Genomic DNA, 17,731 nt, shown 5'->3' with positions numbered 1-17,731 from the left:
GCCTAGTGGCCGGCGTAGAGGGCTTCGATCTCGGCGGCGCGGCGCCGCTGCACGACTTCCCGCCTGATCTTCAAGGTGGGGGTGAGTTCACCGTTGGCCTCGGTGAAGTCGTCGGGCAGGATGCGGAAGGTCTTGATCGCCTCCGCCTTGGAGACCGCGCTGTTCGTTCGGTCGATCACCGCTTGGATCTCGCCGCGCAGGGCGGGGTCGTCGCGCAGGTCCGCCACCGACGCGTCCGGGTGACCGTGCGCGGTCCGCCACCGCTGCCAGGCCTGCGGGTCGATGGTGATCAGAGCGGCGGCGTACGGCTTGGCGTCACCGACGAGCATGCAGTTGCTGACCAACGGCTCCGCGCGCACCCGATCCTCCATCGGTGCGGGCACGATGTGCTTGCCGGCCGCGGTCACCAGGATCTCCTTGGTACGTCCCGTGATCCGCAGATAGCCGTCCTCGTCGAGACTGCCGAGGTCGCCGGTGCGGAACCAGCCGTCGTCGGTGAACGCCGCGCGGGTGGCGGACGGGTTGTTCCAGTAGCCCTGGAACACGATGTCACCGCGGACGAGAACCTCCCCGTCGTCGGCGATCGCCAACTCCACGCCCGGTAGCGGCCGGCCGACCGTGCCGATCCGCATCGCCGACGGCCGGTTCGCCGCCAGCGCCGGGGAGGTCTCGGTCAGCCCGTACCCCTCCAGCGCCGTCAGGCCGGCCCCGCGGAAGAAGTGTCCGAGCCGCTCACCGAGGGGAGCGCCGCCGACGATCGCGACGCGGCACCGCCCGCCGAGCGCCGCCCGCATCTTCCGATAGACCAGCAGGTCGAAGACCCGCCGCGCCACCCGGAGCAGCGGGCCGGGGCCGGACGGGCGGTCGAGGGCCCGGCTGTACCGCACCGCGACCCGGTCCGCGATGGTGAAGAGGCGACCCTGGTGCTTCGCGATGGCCTTCTGCTGCGTCCGGTTGTACATCCGCTCGAACACCCGTGGCACCGCGAGGACGAACGTGGGCCGGTATCGACGGAGCTGATCCATCACGCGGCTCATGCTGGCGCTGTGCACCATCGTGGCCCGGGTCTGCACCATCCCCACCTGGATCATCCGGGCGAACGCGTGCGCCAGCGGCAGGAAGAGCACCGTCGACGACCGCTCATGGAACAGGTCCGGCAGCGCCGCGACCGCGTTGCCGACGTCCAGGCCGATGTTGCGGTGCGTCAGCACGCAGCCCTTCGGCCGGCCCGTCGTCCCGCTGGTGTACACGATCGTCGCCACGTCCCCGCCCGCCACCGCGACACGGCGGGCCGACACCTGCTCGTCGTCGACGGTCCGGCCGCGGTCCGCGACCCGAACGAGGTCGCCGGCGTCGATCTGCCACACCTGCCCCAGCCCCGGCAGCCGGTCCCGCACGCCGGAAAGCATCGCCGCGTGATCAGGTGTCTCCACCACGCACGCCACCGCACCGGAGTCGGCCAGGATCCAGGCCAGCTGATCGGCGCTGGACGTGTCGTAGACCGGGACGGTCACCGCGCCGATCGTCCACAACGCGTAGTCGACCAGCGTCCACTCGTAGCGGGTGCGGCTCATCAACCCCACCCGGGCCCCCGGCTCGATTCCGGCGGCGATGAGTCCTCGCGCCAACGTCAGCACGTCGTCGCGGAACTGTCCGCAGGTCACCGCGGCCGCGTCGCCGGCGTCGAGCCGCGGTGCCGGCCACGACCGGCCGTCCGGGTTCGGGCGCAGAAACTGCACCGTGTCCGGTTTCCGCCGCGCGTTCTCCCACACCACGTCGGCGAGTCCCGCCGACTCGCCGCCCGTCACCGCCGGCTTCACCGCGACGCTGCCCCGCATGCCCCGTACGCCCCCTGCAGTCCCGCTCCGGCCGGCTCGTCGCCAGCTTCGTGGAGAGCTGGTCATCTGCCTGGCCGAGCGATGGATCTTCGTCAGATGCATTTCCGCCTGCCGGTGTTCCGGGGGCGATTGCCCGAGGCGTACCGGGGCAAACGCTGATCGACACCCGGCCCGCGTGCCGGTGGGCCAGACTGCGGGGGTGAAGACCGCGGCGCCGGCAGTCAGGTGGACGCCGTGGCGGTTCGTGACCGCGTTCGGGGTCGTCAGCCTGCTGTCGGACGTGGTGTACGAGGGCGCCCGGTCGGTCATCGGCCCCTACCTGGCCACGCTCGGCGCGTCCGCGGCACTCGTCGGCCTGGTCACCGGCGTCGGGGAGGCGTTCGCCCTGGCCGGCCGGCTGGGCACCGGACCGCTCGCCGACCGGACCCGGGCCTACTGGCCGCTGGTCCTGGTGGGCTACGCCCTGACCATGATCGCGGTGCCCGCTCTCGGGCTGACCAGCGCGCTGTGGCTCGCCGCGGTGCTGTTTGTCGCCGAACGTGCCGGGAAGGCGATCCGGGGCCCGGCGCGGGACGTCATGCTCTCCCACGCCGCCTCGGCCGTGGGCCGTGGCAAGGGCTTCGCCGTCCACGAGGCGCTCGACCAGGCCGGGGCGGTCGCCGGGCCGTTGCTGGTCGCCGCCGTCCTGGCCGCCACCGCCCAGCACTACCGGCCCGCGTTCCTCGCCCTGGCCGTGCCGGCGGTGGTGGCGCTGCTCCTGCTGTTGTGGCTGCGCGCCGGCGTGCCCGATCCCCGTCGGTTCGAACCGGGTCCGCAGCCCGGTGCGGCGCCCGCCCCGCCGGGCGTCCGGCTGCCTCGCGTCTTCTGGACCTATCAGGCCTTCACGGTGCTGACTACGGCCGGCTACGCCACCTTCGGCGTGCTCAGCTTCCACCTCGCCACCCGGCACGTCGTACCCGTGGCGGTGGTCCCGGTCGTGTACGCCGCCGCCATGGGCGTCGACGCACTCGCCGCGCTGGCCTCCGGGTGGGTGTACGACCGGGCCGGCTTCCGGGTCCTGGCCGCCGTACCCGTGCTGACCGCCCTGATCCCGCTGGCCGCCTTCACCACCACCGCGACGACCGCGGTCGCCGGGGTCCTGGCCTGGGGCGCCGTGCTCGGCATCCAGGAGTCCACCATGCGTGCGGCCATCGCCGACATCGTCCCCGCCGCGCGGCGGGGCACCGCCTACGGCATCTTCGCCGCCGGGTTGGGCGGGGCGACCCTGGTCGGTGGGCTGCTCACCGGCACCCTCTACGACTACTCGATCACCGCTCTGATCATCACCGTGGCCGCCATTCAGGCCGTCGCCCTGGCCATGTTCGTCGCCACCGTCCGCCCTCCACTGCAGGGGAGCCGTGGATGACGAACGGCACCTGGCCCACCCACCGCGCCGGGCGCGACGGTCGCTACTCCGGCCGCGGCCGCTCCGCTTCCCGCTCCGCGAGCCAGTCGTCGAAGGTCGTGGGCGCTATGCGGGCATCCGGTCCTGGCAGCAACACGTTGCCCGCCATGTCCGGGCCGAGGATCGCCTCCCACGTGGGGACGAGTGTCATCTCGCGCCCGACCGCCCGGTGGGTCCGGCGCGCCATGTCCACGAGATCGTGACGATCGGGGCCCGCCACGTCACGGTGACGTCCCTGGGGCGGCCCACCGGCCACCTCGGCGAGAACCCCGGCGACATCGGCCGGTGCGATCGGCTGGACGAGCAGCGGCGCGAGGTAGGCGGTGCCGTCCTGTTCCGTCCACGTGGCCACCGTCGCGGCGAAGTCGAAGAACTGGGTGACGGGGACGATGGTCCACGGCACGTCTCCGGCCGAGACCAGACGCTCCTGCTCCCGTTTGCCGGAGTAGTGCGCGGTTCCCGCGATGCGGTGCACCTCGACGATGGAGAGCAGGACGTGGTGCCGGACGCCGGCAGCCTGCTCGGCCCTCAGCAGATTCCGCGTGGCGGCGCCGAAGTACGCCACGGTGGCCTCGCGGTCGGCCGGTGGCCCGCTGATCGCGTCGACAACGACGTCGACCCCGGTCAGCGCCTCGTCCAGCCCTTGGTCGGCCACCAGGTCGACGCCCTGCGACCGGCTGATCGGAACGGGATCGTGGCCGTGCCGGCGCAGGGCTTCCACGGTCAGGGACCCGATGTTGCCGGATGCGCCGGCGACGGCCACACGCATGTCTGGCTCCTGTCTCAGACCTCGTGCGAGGCGCGCCGCACGGAAACACTGACGAACACTGCCCGAAGTTGACCGGTCTGGGCGGCGAGCTCCTCGACGGACGGCTTCGCCTTACGCTGAGCTTCAGGTTAGGCGAGGGTGCGTGCCGGGGGGGTCGGAATCGAGCCGCGTGACCGGCGGTCTCAAGAATTACGGCTGGGGGAACGAAGGTCGCTTCCCAACGTGCGCGCCGCAGTCGAAGACACCGCGGCCAGTTCGGGTTGCGCAGGCAGGAATACCGTGGGGACACCCAGCGACTGGTTCATCGCGGCGAGCTCGTACTCGGTCCGAAGGTCGGTGGTGTTGCGCACGCCACGGACGATCACTCCTACGTCATGGCGACGGCAGTAGGTGGAGGTCAACCCGCTCCAGGCCGCAACGGTGACGGAGGTCCACTCAGCCGGCAGAATGGCCCGGACAGCGGCCGCTCGCTGCTCTTCGTCGGTGCGCGGATGCTTGCTGCTGTTGACCGCGACGAGCACGACCACTTCGTCGAAGAGGTCGCGTGCCCGGTTCACCACATTCAAGTGACCGGGAGTGAAGGGATCAAAGCTGCCGGGGTAGACGGCTCGCACACGTACGCGACCGGGGGTGCGTGCCATCGGACGCGCGATCTGCTCGGCGCCATGACGGCGGAGCCGGACCCCCACGCCTTCGTCGGTGCTCATGGCCCGACTGTAGGTATCGGCTGTCGGATTCGGCGGCCCCTGGGTGTGGGCAATATGTCACAGCGTCGTGGATACGTCCGGCACTCGCCTGGCTGAGGGTCGGGCTGTTGGCCGATGCCCACGACCTCTTGCTCCTGGGTGACGGTCTGGAATGCTTCGCCCATGCCTTCCTACCCGCCCACCTTCGCCGACCAGGTTGTCACACAGCCGGCCCGTGCCCAGTTCGAGGCGTTCCTCGACGAGCACCGCAGCGCGCTCAATGGCTGCCTGGACGGGCTGACCGAGGAACAGGTGCGCCGATCGTTGGTGACCTCCCGGACCACGCTGCTGGGTCTGGTGAAGCACGCGACTTTCGTCGAGAAGGTCTGGTTCGACGAAGCCGTCACGTGCCGGTCGCGCGCGGAGATCGGCATCCCTGCGACGCCGGACGAGTCGTTCATCCTCGATGATGACGACACGATCGCCACCATCCAGCAGGCACACCGCGAAGCCTGCGAAGCATCCCGCCGTGCGACGTCATCCCTGGGTCTGGACGACATCCTTCACGGGCACCGGCGAGGCCCGCTTCCGCTGCGGTGGGTGTACCTCCACGTGCTGCGCGAGCTCGCCCAGCACTGCGGACACGCAGACATTCTTCGAGAGCAGCTCGTCAACGAGTAGTGCGCGGACGTCCGCTCACGCCGCTCCGGGTGGGCCGTACCTTCCGGCCAGCTCGTCCGGTGCGCCGTGTCATGTCAGCAGCGAAACGCTTGCTCCTCACGTGGCGTCATGGCACATAGTCGGTGGCATGGGGGAGCACCTGACCGTGGGGCGTGTGGCGGAGCTGGCCGGCGTCAGCGTCCGCACACTGCATCACTATGACGAGATCGGCCTCCTGGAGCCGTCCACGCGGACTGCGGCTGGGCACCGGGCCTATTCCGCGGGCGACGTGGAGCGACTGCGGGAGGTCCTCGCCTACCGCCGGCTCGGCTTCGGACTGCGGGAGATCGCGGATCTGGTTGACGATCCGGCCACCGACGCGGTCGCGCACCTGTGCCGGCTGCGCGGCCTGCTGATGGACCAGCGCGACCGGGCTGCTGCCATGGTGACGGCCATCGACAGGGAACTGGAGGCACGAGCAATGGGCATCAGGACGACACCGGAGGAGCAGCTCAAAGTGTTCGGCGCGCAGTTGTACGACGCCATCGGATCCGCCTACCCAGCGACGCGGCGCACCGAGCCACGGATCGCCGCGCGCATCTGGGAGGCGCTGGGGGACGCACGAACGGTGCTGAACGTCGGGGCCGGCACCGGCTCCTACGAACCACCCGACCGCGACGTCACGGCGGTGGAACCGTCGGCGGTCATGCGGGCGCAGCGTCCCGCGGGCGCGGCGCCGTGCGTGGCCGCCGCCGCGGAGAGTCTGCCGTTCGAGGACCAGTCCTTCGACGCCGCGATGGCGGTCAGCACCGTCCACCACTGGCCGGACCCGGTCGCCGGGTTGCGGGAGATGCGGCGTGTGGCCCGCCGCGTGGTGGTGTTCACGTACGACGCCGATGACACCGGCTGGCGTCAGCGGTTCTGGCTCACCCGCGACTACCTGCCCGAGTTCGCAGACCTCCTCGTCGGCTGGCCGTCCCTGGCCGACCTGACCCGCGCGATCGGAGGACGCGCGGAGCCGGTGCTCGTCCCGTGGGACTGCGCTGACGGCTTCTTCGAGGCGTACTGGCGCCGGCCCGAGGCGTACCTGGACGAACATGTGCGCCGTGCGGTGTCGGTGTGGACCAGAGTCGGACCGCAGGCTGAGCAACGGGCAGTCAGCGCACTCCGCGAAGACCTCGCCTCAGGCCGGTGGGCCGAGCGCAACCGCGACCTCGTCGCCCTCGACACGGCAGAGCTCGGTCTCCGCCTGCTCGTCGCCTGAACCACCGCACACGCCGCCAGAAGGCCGACTGCCGGGGATTTCGGCCGACGTGGCCGATTGACCGACGGCGTCCGGGCCGTGTCGTCTGGCCGAGCCGGAGAAGTCAGCTCAGCGTGGCCACCTTGCGCAGCAGCGCGGAACGTTCGCGCTGGTTGGCGCACAGCCGGGCCGCCAGCTCCAGCTCGGCGCGCGCTTCCGGTCGCCGTCCGAGCCGGGCCAGCAGCTCACCGCGTACGGTCGGGACCAGATGCGAACCGGGGAGCCGGTCCGAGGCGATCAGCTCGTCCACGATGGCCAGGGCTTGCGCCGGGCCCGAGGCCATCGCAACGGCGACGGCCCGGTTGAGCTCGACCACCGGCGAGGGTGCGACCCGGCCGAGTGCCTCGTAGAGCACCACGATCCGGTCCCAGTCGGTTGCCTCGACCGAGGGCGCCGACGCGTGGGTGGCGGCGATCGCGGCCTGCAGGCCGTAGGGGCCGAGTCCGCGAGTCGATGCCTTGGCCAGCGCGGCCAGCCCACGGCGGATCGCCGAGATGTCCCACCGCCGCCGGTCCTGGTCCGCGAGCAGGATCGGCGAGCCGTCCGGGCCGGTCCGGGCCGGGAAGCGCGCGGCCGTCAGCTCGCACAACGCGAGCAGGCCGTGCACCTCCGGCTCGGCCGGTTGCAGCGCGGCCAGCGTGCGGGCCAGCCGGATCGCCTCGTACGCGACGTCGGGGCGCAGCAGCCGATCACCTGAGGTGGCCGTCGACCCCTCGGTGAAGATCACGTAGATGACGCTGAGCACGGCGCCCAGCCGCTCCCTGCGCTCGGCGGCCGGCGGCAGCTCGAACGGCACCCCGGCCGCCGCGATCGTCTTCTTGGCCCGGGTGATGCGGGCCTGCACGGTCGGCACAGGTACGAGGAACGCGCGGGCGATCTCCTCGCTGGACAGGCCGCCGACCACGCGCAGGGTCAGCGCCACCCGGGCCTCGGGGGAGAGCACCGGGTGACAGCTGACGAACATCAGCGCCAGCACGTCGTCATCGATCCTGTCGGGATCGATCTCTTCGTCGACCGCCGGGTCGGCCGCGAGCAGAGCGAATCGGTCCTGGAGGGCGGTCCGGCGGCGCATCGCGTCGATCGCCCGCCGCCGGGCCGTGGCCATCAGCCAGCCGGCCGGATTCGCCGGGGAGACGAGCGGCCACGACACCAGCGCCTCGGCCACCGCCTCCTGGGCGGCGTCCTCGGCCAGCCCGAAATCGCCGGTGAACCGGGTCAGCGCGGCGACGATCCGCGCCGACTCGATCCGCCAGACGGCCTCGACGTCGGCCGTACCCATCAGATCCGGCCGCTGCTCTCGCGGCCGGCCCGGTCCTGGACGATCACTCGGCGGCCTGCGGGACCTCGTCGCTTCCCGGCACCCGCCGGACCTCGATCTTGGCCCCGGGGGCCGCCGGGACCCGCTTGGCCCACTCGACCGCCTCCTGTTTCGAGGCGACGTCGAGCAGGAAGAAGCCCCCGAACAGTTCCTTGGTCTCGCCGTACGGCCCGTCCGTGACCACCGGGGCCTCGCCGCTGAAGTCGACCACGACGCCCTGGCCAGGATCGTCCAGCCCTTCCGCCGCGAGGAGAACGCCGGCCTTCACCATCTCCTCGATGAACTGGTGGGTCGTGGCCATCATCTCGTCGATGTCGGCCATCATGGCCGCGTTCGACTCGTCGGTGCCCCGCATGATCAGCAGGTACTTCGCCATCGCGTTCTCCTCATCCGGCGGGGCCGCCTCTCGACCCTCGCACCCACACGTCGAACGAGCGGCCCGCGGATCGACACGTCCCGGAGAAATCTCTCGCCGCGACCCAGCCGATCCGCCTCTCGCCCGTCGGACCGGCTCTGAGCGATGGCTGACGCGGACGCCATGCAGATCATGCACCGACGGCACCCGACATGCTCAGCACAGCGCCAGGCATGCTCGGCTTGTGAGCGACTCGTACATCCGCCTGATCCCGACGAACCCGGACTGGCCGGCCCGCCCACGACGCGGCCGCCGCCGCCGTTGCCTACGTGGCGAGCTTGTTCTCGGGCCCCGACGACGCTGTCGAGGAGGTGGAATACAAGTTTTACGACCGGACGACCCTCATCGACGCCGGCGAGAACACCAGCCAGATCACGTGCTCGCGCTGTGGTCGGGACATCGGTCTCGACTGGCTCGGCGACCTGGTCAGCGCAAACGGCAGCCTGAGCTTCGACCACCTGGAGGTTGCAGTGCCCTGCTGCGGTGCGGTCGTACCGCTGAACAGCCTGCACTATGACTGGCCCATTGGTTACGCCCGTTTCGAGGTGAGCGCCATGAACCCGACCCGAGCGCGGTACGAACTCGACACAGAGGAGATCGCCACGGTAGCTGATCTCCTCGGCCACCCGGTTGCGCAGATCCTCGCTCACTATTGACCACCAGCCGAAGAGGCAGTCGTCGTCCATTCCCGCCAGCGGATGTGCATCTGCCGCGGATGGTGCGGTGAGCCCGAATGTCGTAACCACGCCCTACGGTGGGACCATGGACTGGAAGATTGAACTGATCCCCGTTCCGGTGACCGATGTCGACCGGGCCCAAGGCGTTCTACCAGAAGGTGGGCTTCAACGCCGACCACGACCACCGGGTGCACGAGGGCCTGCGGTTCGTCCAGCTCACACCACCCGGCTCGGCCTGCTCCATCGTGATCGGCCAGGGCATCACCGACAAGACTCCCGGCACACAGGAAATCCAGGTTGTGGTCGCCGACGCCGAGGCGGCGCGCCGGCAACTGCTCGACGCCGGCGTCGATGCCAGCGAGGTCGACGTGCAGCCCTGGGGCAACTTCGTCTACTTCGGCGATCCCGACGGCAACAGGTGGTCGCTGCAGGCGATCGAGTCACGGCCCAACGGCTGATCGACGACCCACGACAGCCCTGGCGTTGGACTGATTTGCCGCCGACAACGGGCGGCCCCCGGAGAACCGCGCGAGCCGGGCGCGGTCCGCAAGCTGGTGGGGCACTATCGTTCTGACGTGCACATCCGTTTCGACGTCCCAGCCGATCCCACCTACCCGGGCCGCGTGGCCGCTGCGCTCAGCAGTGTTCGGCTACGCAGGTACGGCTATATCGGCGCGGTGCTGGCAGCGGTCGGGGCGATCGGTTTCGCCGTCACGCGGGGGTTCCCCTGGGGCGACCGGGTCTCGTCGCTGTGCCTGGCGATGGTCGTGGGTGGCCTGCTGTCGATGCTGTACGCGCCGTGGGTGCGGTGGCGCGCCCGGCGCCGCTCCGGTCGCTACGCCGTCGAGGGCGCCTACGACATCACCGACGACAACATCATGATGCGCAGCGGTTCGGAGTCCGGCGGCATCGCCTGGGACGGCGTCGCCCAGGTAAGGGACACCGCGGAGTTCTGGATCGTGTACGTCGGCCGGATGCCGGCGACCGTGATCCCACGCCGCCTGATGTCCGCCGAGGACGCCGAGACGTTGCGAGCCTTCATGGCCGACCGTGGGTTGCTCCAGCCTCGGTGAACCCGTGCGCCGCCGGCCGCATCACGGCTGGAAGTACTCCGACATCATGCGGCTCACCCAGTCCGGCTGCTTGACGTCGACCGGGAGGAACTCCGCCATCGTCGGCTTCAGGTCGACGACCGGGGTGCCCGAGACCGCGTCGAGGCCCACCACCGTCAATTCGCGGCCGTGGACGGATTCGATGGCGCAGCACGTCACCCCGATGCGGTTCGGCCTGCGGGGGCCGCGGCCGGCGAAGATGCCCACGGGCGGCAGGTCGGAGCGGCCGCGGTAGGGGCGGGGTTCGCGGTAGTCGCCGTGCTCCGGGAACTGGTCGAAGATGAAGAGGACCTCCACGTGGGAGAAGCCCTCCAGACCCTGGAGGCACGCTTCGCCGAAGCGCTCGTCGACGGTGATCGTGCTGCGGACGGCACCCCAGTTGTCCGTGTGCTGGATGTCCGTCCGGTCGTTCCGGACCGTACCGATCGGGGTGATCTCGAAGCTCGGCATGGCTAGAGGCTAACCACGCCGCGCCAGCCAGGCGCTGACGGGCGACGAGGCCCTGGGCGCCTGGCGCAGGTGAACGCCCCACCGGATGGCGGGAAACTGCGCGGCGTGCGGTGGCCGGAGCGGCTAGGTTGCCGGGCGTGCGCAGGATTGTTTCGGTCAACCTGGCGGTGCCGGAGCCCAACCCGGCCAAGGGCGTTGGTGTCACAGGCATCAACAAGCGGCCGGTTGATCACCTGGTGCAGGTGCGCGCGCCGGGGCCGAAGACGATCGGGCTGCACAGCGGCCTGGTCGGTGACCAGATCTTCGACGTCGAGCACCACGGCGGCGACGACCAGGCGGTCTACGCGTACGCGCGGGAGGACTACGACTGGTGGCAGGCGCGGCTGAGCCGGCGGCTGGCCAACGGGCTCTTCGGCGAGAACCTGACCACCGAGGGGGTGGACGTCAACGGCGCGGTCATCGGCGAGCGGTGGCGCATCGGGCCACGGCTGGTGCTCCAGCCGACGTTCGGCCGCATCCCGTGCGTCACGTTCCAGCACAAGATGGGCGAGCCGCGCTGGGTGAAGACCTTCACCCGGGCGAACCGTCCGGGCGCGTACCTGCGTGTGCTGGAGCCGGGTGAGGTGGGGGCCGGTGATCCGGTGACCGTGGAGGACCGTCCGGCGCACGGGGTGACGATCGCGCAGGCGTTCCGGGCGTACCTGACCGAGCCGCAGCTGCTGGCCGAGCTCGTCGAGATCGACGGGCTGCCCGACGACCTGCGCGAGACCCTCGCGGAACGGCTTCCCCGGCGGCGGTAGCTCGTGATCCGGGGTCGACCATGGATGACGGACGTCCTGAGCGCGTCTGACGGCTCGGCTTCCGGACCTGCCGACGGGCGTCCCTCCTCAGGTCGCCGTTTGGCTGTGCCGTGGCCTAGGGTGCGTCGTCATGGACGAGTCACGCGGGTCGGGAGTTCTCCGTCATCAGTCGTTGCACGACGGGTTCGTACCGGCGCAAGGCCCGCAGGAGGCATTCACCGACGCAATCGACCGACACATCGAGGAACACTTCGGGCCCGTGGCGTTCGTCTACCACGAGATCGTCTCGCACCTGGTCGGTGTGCACATCTATGCCGTGGCACCGACCGAGGAACGCCCGTGCTGGACGCTGATCACGTCGGGGATGAGTGAGCTGCCGATGACGGTCCCGGAGGGCCACGGCATCAGCCCCTACGCCGAACTGATGCTCAGCCTGCCCGCGGATTGGCCGCTGGCTCAGGCCGCCGGGCCTGACGACGGGACGGGGTGGCCGCTGCGGATCCTCAAGCAGGTTGCCCGACTGCCGCACGAGTACGGAACCTGGATCGGCGAATGGCATTCTGTGCCGAACGGCGATCCGGCGCAGCCGTACGCCCCGGGCTGCCCGTTCGCTGGAGTCGTCGTCGCGCCGATGCTGCGTGCGGCGCCCGAGGCGCGGACGATCGACGTCGCCGGCGGCACCCGAATCGCGTTGCTCGCGCTGATCCCTCTGCACCCGGATGAGATGGCGGTCAAGGTCGAACGCGGCACCGACGCTCTCATCGCGGTGCTCGATCGAGGTCGCGTCACCGAATTGTTGGATCCGCGCCGGCCGTCATACGCCTGACGACTCGGTCGCACGCCTGGCTGCGTCTTCCTGGCGGGTTTCAGGGCTCAGTCGAGCAGCCAGCCGTGTAGTTGCGCGCCGTACGGAGTCACGGCGAGCGCCGCCAGGGCAAACCAGGACCCGGTGCTGAGGACGAGCCAGCCGAACACTTTCCGGTCGCCGGTCCGCCAGGTGCGGATGAGGGCTGCCACCCCGAGGACCACGGTCACGAACGCGAGCGGGTAGACGAACATCGCCACCACGCGACTGATCCCGAACACCCAGACCAGCGGGTTCCACACCGAGTCCGGACCCGCCGGCGGAAGGGAGTCCTTCGGGTCGCCCAACCGTTCCAACCGCGGATCCAACAACCCCGGAAAATCGCCGGCGTGCAGTGCGGCCACCAGCAGCACACCGAAGCTACCGAGCAGGTACACCGCCAGCATCAGCAACTGCGCCGACACCACGACGCGTCCCCCGAATGAGGCGGCCGAGACCTGACCCTGTCGACTCATCGGCGCAACGTACCCGCTCACCGTCGACTCCGGAAGCCCGCGTCGGCGGGCGGGCTCAGTGCCGCCGTGAGGCAAACGCACTGACCTGCCGCGAAGTGTGCGGGGCGTCGGAACCTATGGCAGGGCGGCATCCCCACGGCACGACACCGTGCCGTGGGGAGCGGGATGCGCGTCGGTCAGTCCACGAGTTGGTAGCCGGCCCGCTGCACCACGGCGCGGATCTCGGCGGTGTCCACAGGGTTGTCGCTGCGAACGGTGATGGTGCCCGCGGCCACGTCAGCCTGGACGTCGGTCACGCCCGTGATTGCGGAGACCTGCCCGGTCACCTTCTTGGCGCAGCCGCCGCAGGTCATGCCCGACACCTGGTAGGTGCTCCGGGTGCCGGAGCTGGTGTCCGCGGCCGCGGGGGCGCTGTCGATCGTGACGGTGCCGCAGCCGCAGCTCGATTCATTGCCGCACATGTGGATCTCCTCGGTGTTTGCAGACGTTGCCGTCAACGGGCGCGCAGGGTCGGTCGAGCCGACTGGCGGGCGATGCGCCGACCGGCAGTCCGAACATACCCCGACGGGGTACTCCTCTCAACACGTCGGCGCATCGCCGCACCGACAGGGGTTCGTAGCCGTCTCGACTTGACGATCGATACGGGTAGGGGGTAGAAACTTGCCACTACTCATACCCCCTAGGGGTAACCGAAGGAGTCAGTGTCATGTCATCCACCTCCAAGCGCTGGTGGGCCCTGGGACTCATCGCCCTCGCCCAGTTCATGGTCATCATGGACACCTCGATCATCGGCGTCGCACTACCACGCATACAGGCGGACCTCCGCTTCTCACCGGAGAACCTGTCCTGGGTCTTCAACGCCTACGTCGTCGCGTTCGGCGGCCTGCTGCTGCTCGGCGGCCGGCTGTCCGACCTGTTCGGCGCCCGGCGCATTTTCGCCGCCGGCTGGCTCATCCTGCTCATCGGCTCGGCCGTCGCCGGCCTGGCCGACAGCGTCGCGGTCGAACTGGCGGCCCGCGCCGTACAGGGAGCCGGCGCCGCGCTGATCGCCCCGTCGGCGCTCACCCTGCTGATGATGCTCTTCGGCGCCGAACCCAGGGAGCTCACCCGCGCGCTGGCACTGTACGGCGCGGCGGCACCCGCCGGTGGCACCGCCGGCGTCTTCCTCGGCGGCGTCATCACCGAGTACATCAGCTGGCCCTGGGTCTTCTACGTCAACGTCCCCATCGCGGCTCTCGCGCTGCTGGCCACCCCGGCCCTGATGCCCGCCGGAGGTACCCGTCGCGGCTCCCTGGACGTCCTCGGCGCCCTGACGGTGACCCTCGGCCTCGGCGCCGCCGTCTATGGAATCGTCCGCGCCCCCGAGGTCGGCTGGGCCTCCGGGCCGACCTGGCTGGTCCTCACCGGAGCGGTCGTCGCCCTGGCAGCGTTCGTCGCCATCCAGGCGTCCCGCCGCGAGCCGCTGATGCGCCTGTCGATCTTCCGCGCCCCGAACCTCGCCGCCGCCAACATCGCCCAACTGCTCCTCGGGGCGGCCTGGATCCCGATGTGGTTCTTCCTCAACCTCTACCTGCAGCAGGTACTCGGCTACAGCGCCTTCCCGAGCGGCGCCGCGCTGCTGCCGATGACGATCCTCATCATGATCGGCATGATCGCCATCGCCCCGCGGGCCATCGCCCGATTCGGCCCGAAGCCCATGGTGGTCACCGGCCTCGCGATCCTCGCCGTCGGGCTCGGCTGGCTCGCCCTGGTCCGCCCCGACGGCACCTTCACCGTCGACGTCCTGCCCGCCTCGCTGGTCGCGGCACTGGGCATGTCCCTGGCGTTCATCCCATCGCTCGGTACCGCGATCTCCAGCGCCAGGCCCGAGGAAGGCGGCCTCGCCTCCGGCATCGTCAACACCAGCTACCAGGTCGGCTCGGCGCTCGGCCTGGCCGCCATGACCGCGGTCGCCTCCGCCGCCGGCGCCGACCGGCTCGGCGACCTGCCCGCCCTCACCGACGGCTACGCCGCCGCCTTCGTCGGCGCCGGCTTCATCGCCGCCGCAGGCGCCCTCGCCGCCGGCCTGACCCTTCGCGTGGCGAAGCGACAGCCCGCCAAGGACGCCGAGCCAGTACCCGCCAACTGACCCGAACCACTCACCAATCGGCGTACGGCGCCGGTGGATCAGTCTGATCCCGACTGATCCACCGGCGCGTTCGGGCGGTCAGCTCGACGATCCTGACGTCTTCGGCCGAGAGAGGTCGGTTGCTGACGACTCGCAGCGGCGGCAGACCGGTCCCCGAGCGCCCTGCGCCGGCGTGGCCGCTCCGGGCTCAGGTGTGGTCCGGGCGCCTCGTGGCCCTGCGCTGACGGATTTTGAAGCGGGCCACGGCGATCATCGCGATCTTGAGGGCGATGAGCGCTACGACAGCGTTCGCGGCCAGGCCGGTCGACCGCGACTGCGCGACGACCGAGCCCGCCAGCCCAACGTGCAGAGCGACGACCAGGACGACGGCCAGTGCGAGGGCAGCGGTCTGGAGGCGGGATCGCGTGAAGGGCCGCCGTTGTCCGGATGGCAGGCTGCCGGCCTCTCGACGGGCAGCCGCATCGGTGGACTCGAGCCGCTGCCACGCTATGGCAAGAGGGTCGCGGCGGCTGAAACGCTCGAGATCGCGGGTGATGATGTCGCGGATCTGAGTCGCGCGATCCTCGTCCGCGGCCTCGATGCGCACAGTGAGGGAGTTGCCGTCGGCGGTGAGCTCGGCCCGGCCCCACGCGTCGAAGGTGACAGTTCCGCGGATGTCGGTCCACTCCGCGGCCACCTGCACACCTCGGCGCATGTGCGAGCGCATGCGGGCAGAGTGAACGCCGCCTCCCATGGCGGCGGCGTGCTTGCAGAACTGGACGAGGTAGCGGGTGGCTCTGTCGGTCTGGATCTGGGCTTGCAGGACTGGCACGGTGTTCCTTCTCGGTCGTGGTCCGTGGAGAGCTGCCCCGGCGGGCCCGCTTGTGGTGTCGTCGAGCGTCAGGCGGAAAGGTGGCCGGTCACCAGGCTTCTCACGGCCCGCCCTCAAATTATCGATACAACCTGTCTGCGTCAACCGCAACCTGTCGCATCCGTGAACGACGTGTAGGATCTGCCTGTGCCGAAGCTGTGGACCGAGACGATCGACGCCCATCGCGCAGCGGTTCGGGATGCCGCCATGGATGCCATGGCCGCACTGGTGGCCGAGCGCGGGCTGGTCGCGGTGACGATGTCGCAGATCGCCGAGCAGGCCGGCATCGGCCGCGCCACGCTGTACAAGTACTTCCCGGATGCGCAGGCCGTTGTGACCGCCTGGCACGAACGTCAGATCACCGCCCACCTCAACCAGCTCACCGCCGCGGACGACCCCGCCGCCCCGGCCATCGAGCGCCTGGAGGCTGTGCTGCGGGCCTACGCGCACATCCAGCACCACTCGGCGCGTCACCATCGCGGCGAGCTCGCCGCGCCGCTGCATCGCAGCGAACACGTCGACCGCGCCCAGCAACGCCTACGCGGCTTCGTGCAGGAGCTGATCACCGAGGCTGTGCGAGACGGCGACCTCCGCGACGACGTTGCCACCGACGAGCTGGCCACCTACTGCCTGCATGCCCTCACCGCCGCGGGTGCCGTTGCGCGTCCAGAGGCCGTCGCGCGCCTGGTCGCCGTCACCCTGGCCGGGCTGACCGCCCATCGCCGGTGATCGCCTCTGTCGTAGTCCCATCCATGGACTCGCTGCGCGAAAGAGCCGCACGGTGCCCGCCCGCTGCTCGTAGCAGTGATCGGCTGGCCAGGCCGGTGGCTCGGGGGCCAGAAGGACTGGGTAGTTTCCTGTCATGAGTGAGGACAGCTTCCGCTCCGTGGAGATCGAGCGCACCAGCGTGGGGAAGTACGTCGTGCGGAATGTCCGCGGCGGATCGATGTCGGTGGGCACGGGCGAGGACGGCAGCTTCACGCCGGTGGAACTGCTGCTCGCTGCCATCGGCGGTTGCACCGCGGTGGACGTGGACCACATCACCAGCCGCCGCGCCGAGCCGACCCAGTTCTCCGTCCACGTCACCGGCGACAAGGTCCGGGACGAGACCGGAGGAAACCGGATGCAGAACATCCGGGTCGAGTTCACCGTGACGTTCCCGGCGGGCGCGGACGGCGACAAGGCGCGCGAGGCGCTGCCCCGGTCGCTGCAGCAGTCGCACGACCGGCTCTGCACCGTCTCCCGTACCGTCGAACTCGGCACTCCCGTCTCGATCGTCGAGCCTGCCGGATCCACCGAGGACTGAGGTTCCCCTTCGACGGGCAGAGCGGCGGGAAGAACTAACCGCGCTCAGGCGGGAACGCGGCTGCCCGGGGGAGTGAAGGCAGCCAGTACGGTCGCGGTGATGAACGCCGGCGCCTCATCGATGTCGAGCCGGCCGGCGTTGATCTCGTCGGCGGCATTGTGCATCACGCTGTGCATGACGCCGACCAGCCAGGGAGTCGAGAGGTCGCTGCGGAACACCCCCTCGTCCTGACCGCGCTTGACGAGGCCTTCGACGCGCTCCACCGGGCCGGCGTGCAGGTCACGGATGCGGCCGGGCGGTAGAACCTCCTGAGCCGCCAGCAGAAGGGACCGGGACTGGTTCACCAGCAGCCAGCTGGAATGGATCAGCCGGGTGAGTGCCTGCCTCGGGTCGCCGCTCAGGTCGACCGCGTCGAGGGCGCCGTGACCCTCATCGATGGCCCGAGCGAGTGCCGCCTCCACCAGATCGGTCCGGTTCGGGAAGTGACCGTAGAGCGTGACCCTGCCGACGCCCGCGGCTTTGGCGATCTCGCTGACGCTGGCCTCCGGGTTGCGGCTCAAGGCCTTCACCGCGGCCTCAAGAATCGCCGTGATGCTGCGCTGCGCATCGGCTCGCCTGCCCGGCGTCTTTGCCTGCCCCCTTGCCGCCACCCGGT

20 protein-coding genes and 1 pseudogene are annotated in these 17,731 nt (G+C 70.4%); 11 read left to right on the top strand and 10 right to left on the bottom strand.

What is annotated here, in order from left to right:
* Nucleotides 1-2: 2 nt before the first annotated feature.
* On the bottom strand, nt 3-1,838 hold the full coding sequence (locus tag ACW0Q9_RS00740) for an AMP-dependent synthetase/ligase (protein WP_456177638.1): 1,836 nt from the start codon (nt 1,836-1,838) through the stop codon (nt 3-5).
* Between the two features lie 199 nt (nt 1,839-2,037).
* Here ACW0Q9_RS00740 and ACW0Q9_RS00735 point away from each other — a divergent pair, with 199 nt between their 5' ends.
* Nucleotides 2,038-3,243, top strand: a complete 1,206-nt coding sequence (locus ACW0Q9_RS00735; protein WP_456177636.1) for an MFS transporter — start codon at nt 2,038-2,040, stop codon at nt 3,241-3,243.
* Between the two features lie 43 nt (nt 3,244-3,286).
* Here the strand turns inward: ACW0Q9_RS00735 and ACW0Q9_RS00730 are convergent, their stop codons facing one another.
* Both ACW0Q9_RS00730 and coaD read right to left on the bottom strand, forming a co-directional pair.
* The gene (locus tag ACW0Q9_RS00730) at nt 3,287-4,051 is read right to left on the bottom strand and encodes an SDR family oxidoreductase (protein WP_456177634.1); all 765 of its coding nucleotides are present in this window, start codon (nt 4,049-4,051) and stop codon (nt 3,287-3,289) included.
* A gap of 182 nt (nt 4,052-4,233) precedes the next feature.
* Nucleotides 4,234-4,758 carry a pantetheine-phosphate adenylyltransferase gene (gene coaD, locus ACW0Q9_RS00725; RefSeq protein ID WP_456177632.1) on the bottom strand — a complete coding sequence of 175 codons (525 nt, stop codon included), beginning with the start codon at nt 4,756-4,758 and terminating at the stop codon, nt 4,234-4,236.
* A gap of 162 nt (nt 4,759-4,920) precedes the next feature.
* Here coaD and ACW0Q9_RS00720 point away from each other — a divergent pair, with 162 nt between their 5' ends.
* Entirely contained in the window at nt 4,921-5,418 is a 498-nt protein-coding gene (locus tag ACW0Q9_RS00720) for a DinB family protein (RefSeq protein ID WP_456177630.1), read from the top strand.
* Between the two features lie 127 nt (nt 5,419-5,545).
* Nucleotides 5,546-6,661 carry a MerR family transcriptional regulator gene (locus ACW0Q9_RS00715; protein ID WP_456177628.1) on the top strand — a complete coding sequence of 372 codons (1,116 nt, stop codon included), beginning with the start codon at nt 5,546-5,548 and terminating at the stop codon, nt 6,659-6,661.
* A gap of 103 nt (nt 6,662-6,764) precedes the next feature.
* Here the strand turns inward: ACW0Q9_RS00715 and ACW0Q9_RS00710 are convergent, their stop codons facing one another.
* The gene (locus ACW0Q9_RS00710; RefSeq protein WP_456177626.1) at nt 6,765-7,979 is read right to left on the bottom strand and encodes an RNA polymerase sigma factor; all 1,215 of its coding nucleotides are present in this window, start codon (nt 7,977-7,979) and stop codon (nt 6,765-6,767) included.
* Nucleotides 7,980-8,022: 43 nt separating this feature from the next.
* Nucleotides 8,023-8,394, bottom strand: coding sequence for a YciI family protein (locus ACW0Q9_RS00705; protein ID WP_456177624.1), 372 nt, complete (start codon nt 8,392-8,394; stop codon nt 8,023-8,025).
* A 308-nt stretch (nt 8,395-8,702) separates the two neighbouring features.
* Between ACW0Q9_RS00705 and ACW0Q9_RS00700 the strand changes: the two genes are divergently transcribed.
* From ACW0Q9_RS00700 to ACW0Q9_RS00690, 3 genes and pseudogenes are all read left to right on the top strand, one after another.
* Complete coding sequence (locus tag ACW0Q9_RS00700; protein WP_456177622.1) at nt 8,703-9,089, top strand: hypothetical protein; 387 nt, start codon at nt 8,703-8,705, stop codon at nt 9,087-9,089.
* A 106-nt stretch (nt 9,090-9,195) separates the two neighbouring features.
* Nucleotides 9,196-9,568: pseudogene (locus tag ACW0Q9_RS00695) on the top strand (VOC family protein).
* A 117-nt stretch (nt 9,569-9,685) separates the two neighbouring features.
* Nucleotides 9,686-10,183, top strand: a complete 498-nt coding sequence (locus tag ACW0Q9_RS00690; protein WP_456177620.1) for a YcxB family protein — start codon at nt 9,686-9,688, stop codon at nt 10,181-10,183.
* A 21-nt stretch (nt 10,184-10,204) separates the two neighbouring features.
* Here the strand turns inward: ACW0Q9_RS00690 and ACW0Q9_RS00685 are convergent, their stop codons facing one another.
* Entirely contained in the window at nt 10,205-10,672 is a 468-nt protein-coding gene (locus tag ACW0Q9_RS00685) for an SAM-dependent methyltransferase (RefSeq protein ID WP_456177618.1), read from the bottom strand.
* Between the two features lie 137 nt (nt 10,673-10,809).
* Between ACW0Q9_RS00685 and ACW0Q9_RS00680 the strand changes: the two genes are divergently transcribed.
* Entirely contained in the window at nt 10,810-11,472 is a 663-nt protein-coding gene (locus ACW0Q9_RS00680) for an MOSC domain-containing protein (protein WP_456177616.1), read from the top strand.
* 130 nt (nt 11,473-11,602) lie between these two features.
* The gene (locus ACW0Q9_RS00675; RefSeq protein WP_456177614.1) at nt 11,603-12,298 is read left to right on the top strand and encodes a suppressor of fused domain protein; all 696 of its coding nucleotides are present in this window, start codon (nt 11,603-11,605) and stop codon (nt 12,296-12,298) included.
* Between the two features lie 47 nt (nt 12,299-12,345).
* Here the strand turns inward: ACW0Q9_RS00675 and ACW0Q9_RS00670 are convergent, their stop codons facing one another.
* Together ACW0Q9_RS00670 and ACW0Q9_RS00665 are read right to left on the bottom strand one after the other, a co-directional pair.
* Nucleotides 12,346-12,744 (bottom strand): hypothetical protein, encoded by a 399-nt coding sequence (locus tag ACW0Q9_RS00670; RefSeq protein ID WP_456177612.1) that lies wholly within the window; start codon nt 12,742-12,744, stop codon nt 12,346-12,348.
* A gap of 224 nt (nt 12,745-12,968) precedes the next feature.
* The gene (locus tag ACW0Q9_RS00665; RefSeq protein ID WP_456177610.1) at nt 12,969-13,253 is read right to left on the bottom strand and encodes a heavy-metal-associated domain-containing protein; all 285 of its coding nucleotides are present in this window, start codon (nt 13,251-13,253) and stop codon (nt 12,969-12,971) included.
* A 245-nt stretch (nt 13,254-13,498) separates the two neighbouring features.
* Here ACW0Q9_RS00665 and ACW0Q9_RS00660 point away from each other — a divergent pair, with 245 nt between their 5' ends.
* Nucleotides 13,499-14,920 (top strand): MFS transporter, encoded by a 1,422-nt coding sequence (locus tag ACW0Q9_RS00660; RefSeq protein ID WP_456177608.1) that lies wholly within the window; start codon nt 13,499-13,501, stop codon nt 14,918-14,920.
* A gap of 187 nt (nt 14,921-15,107) precedes the next feature.
* Here ACW0Q9_RS00660 and ACW0Q9_RS00655 read toward each other — a convergent pair whose 3' ends face one another.
* Nucleotides 15,108-15,731: a DUF2218 domain-containing protein gene (locus tag ACW0Q9_RS00655; protein WP_456177606.1), complete on the bottom strand. Its 624-nt coding sequence runs from the start codon at nt 15,729-15,731 to the stop codon at nt 15,108-15,110.
* 186 nt (nt 15,732-15,917) lie between these two features.
* Here ACW0Q9_RS00655 and ACW0Q9_RS00650 point away from each other — a divergent pair, with 186 nt between their 5' ends.
* A complete protein-coding gene (locus ACW0Q9_RS00650; RefSeq protein WP_456177604.1) occupies nt 15,918-16,499 on the top strand; it encodes a TetR/AcrR family transcriptional regulator in 582 nt (193 codons plus the stop codon).
* A 133-nt stretch (nt 16,500-16,632) separates the two neighbouring features.
* Nucleotides 16,633-17,076: an OsmC family protein gene (locus ACW0Q9_RS00645; RefSeq protein ID WP_456177602.1), complete on the top strand. Its 444-nt coding sequence runs from the start codon at nt 16,633-16,635 to the stop codon at nt 17,074-17,076.
* Between the two features lie 44 nt (nt 17,077-17,120).
* On the opposite strand, the gene ACW0Q9_RS00640 is transcribed toward ACW0Q9_RS00645, so the two are convergent.
* Entirely contained in the window at nt 17,121-17,726 is a 606-nt protein-coding gene (locus ACW0Q9_RS00640) for a TetR/AcrR family transcriptional regulator (RefSeq protein WP_456177600.1), read from the bottom strand.
* Nucleotides 17,727-17,731 lie beyond the last annotated feature (5 nt).

Source organism: Micromonospora sp. I033, from assembly GCF_053890995.1.
This window is presented reverse-complemented; position numbering and strand designations above follow the sequence as displayed.

Bases quoted from the DNA above. Each gene is read 5' to 3' on its own strand.
- ACW0Q9_RS00675 (WP_456177614.1), top strand. From the start codon at position 11,603: ATGGACGAGTCACGCGGGTCGGGAGTTCTCCGTCATCAGTCGTTGCAC.
- ACW0Q9_RS00720 (WP_456177630.1), top strand. From the start codon at position 4,921: ATGCCTTCCTACCCGCCCACCTTCGCCGACCAGGTTGTCACACAGCCG.
- ACW0Q9_RS00730 (WP_456177634.1), bottom strand. From the start codon at position 4,051: ATGCGTGTGGCCGTCGCCGGCGCATCCGGCAACATCGGGTCCCTGACC.
- ACW0Q9_RS00740 (WP_456177638.1), bottom strand. From the start codon at position 1,838: ATGCGGGGCAGCGTCGCGGTGAAGCCGGCGGTGACGGGCGGCGAGTCG.
- ACW0Q9_RS00715 (WP_456177628.1), top strand. From the start codon at position 5,546: ATGGGGGAGCACCTGACCGTGGGGCGTGTGGCGGAGCTGGCCGGCGTC.
- ACW0Q9_RS00685 (WP_456177618.1), bottom strand. From the start codon at position 10,672: ATGCCGAGCTTCGAGATCACCCCGATCGGTACGGTCCGGAACGACCGG.
- ACW0Q9_RS00710 (WP_456177626.1), bottom strand. From the start codon at position 7,979: ATGGGTACGGCCGACGTCGAGGCCGTCTGGCGGATCGAGTCGGCGCGG.
- ACW0Q9_RS00665 (WP_456177610.1), bottom strand. From the start codon at position 13,253: ATGTGCGGCAATGAATCGAGCTGCGGCTGCGGCACCGTCACGATCGAC.
- ACW0Q9_RS00660 (WP_456177608.1), top strand. From the start codon at position 13,499: ATGTCATCCACCTCCAAGCGCTGGTGGGCCCTGGGACTCATCGCCCTC.
- ACW0Q9_RS00645 (WP_456177602.1), top strand. From the start codon at position 16,633: ATGAGTGAGGACAGCTTCCGCTCCGTGGAGATCGAGCGCACCAGCGTG.
- coaD (WP_456177632.1), bottom strand. From the start codon at position 4,758: ATGAGCACCGACGAAGGCGTGGGGGTCCGGCTCCGCCGTCATGGCGCC.
- ACW0Q9_RS00705 (WP_456177624.1), bottom strand. From the start codon at position 8,394: ATGGCGAAGTACCTGCTGATCATGCGGGGCACCGACGAGTCGAACGCG.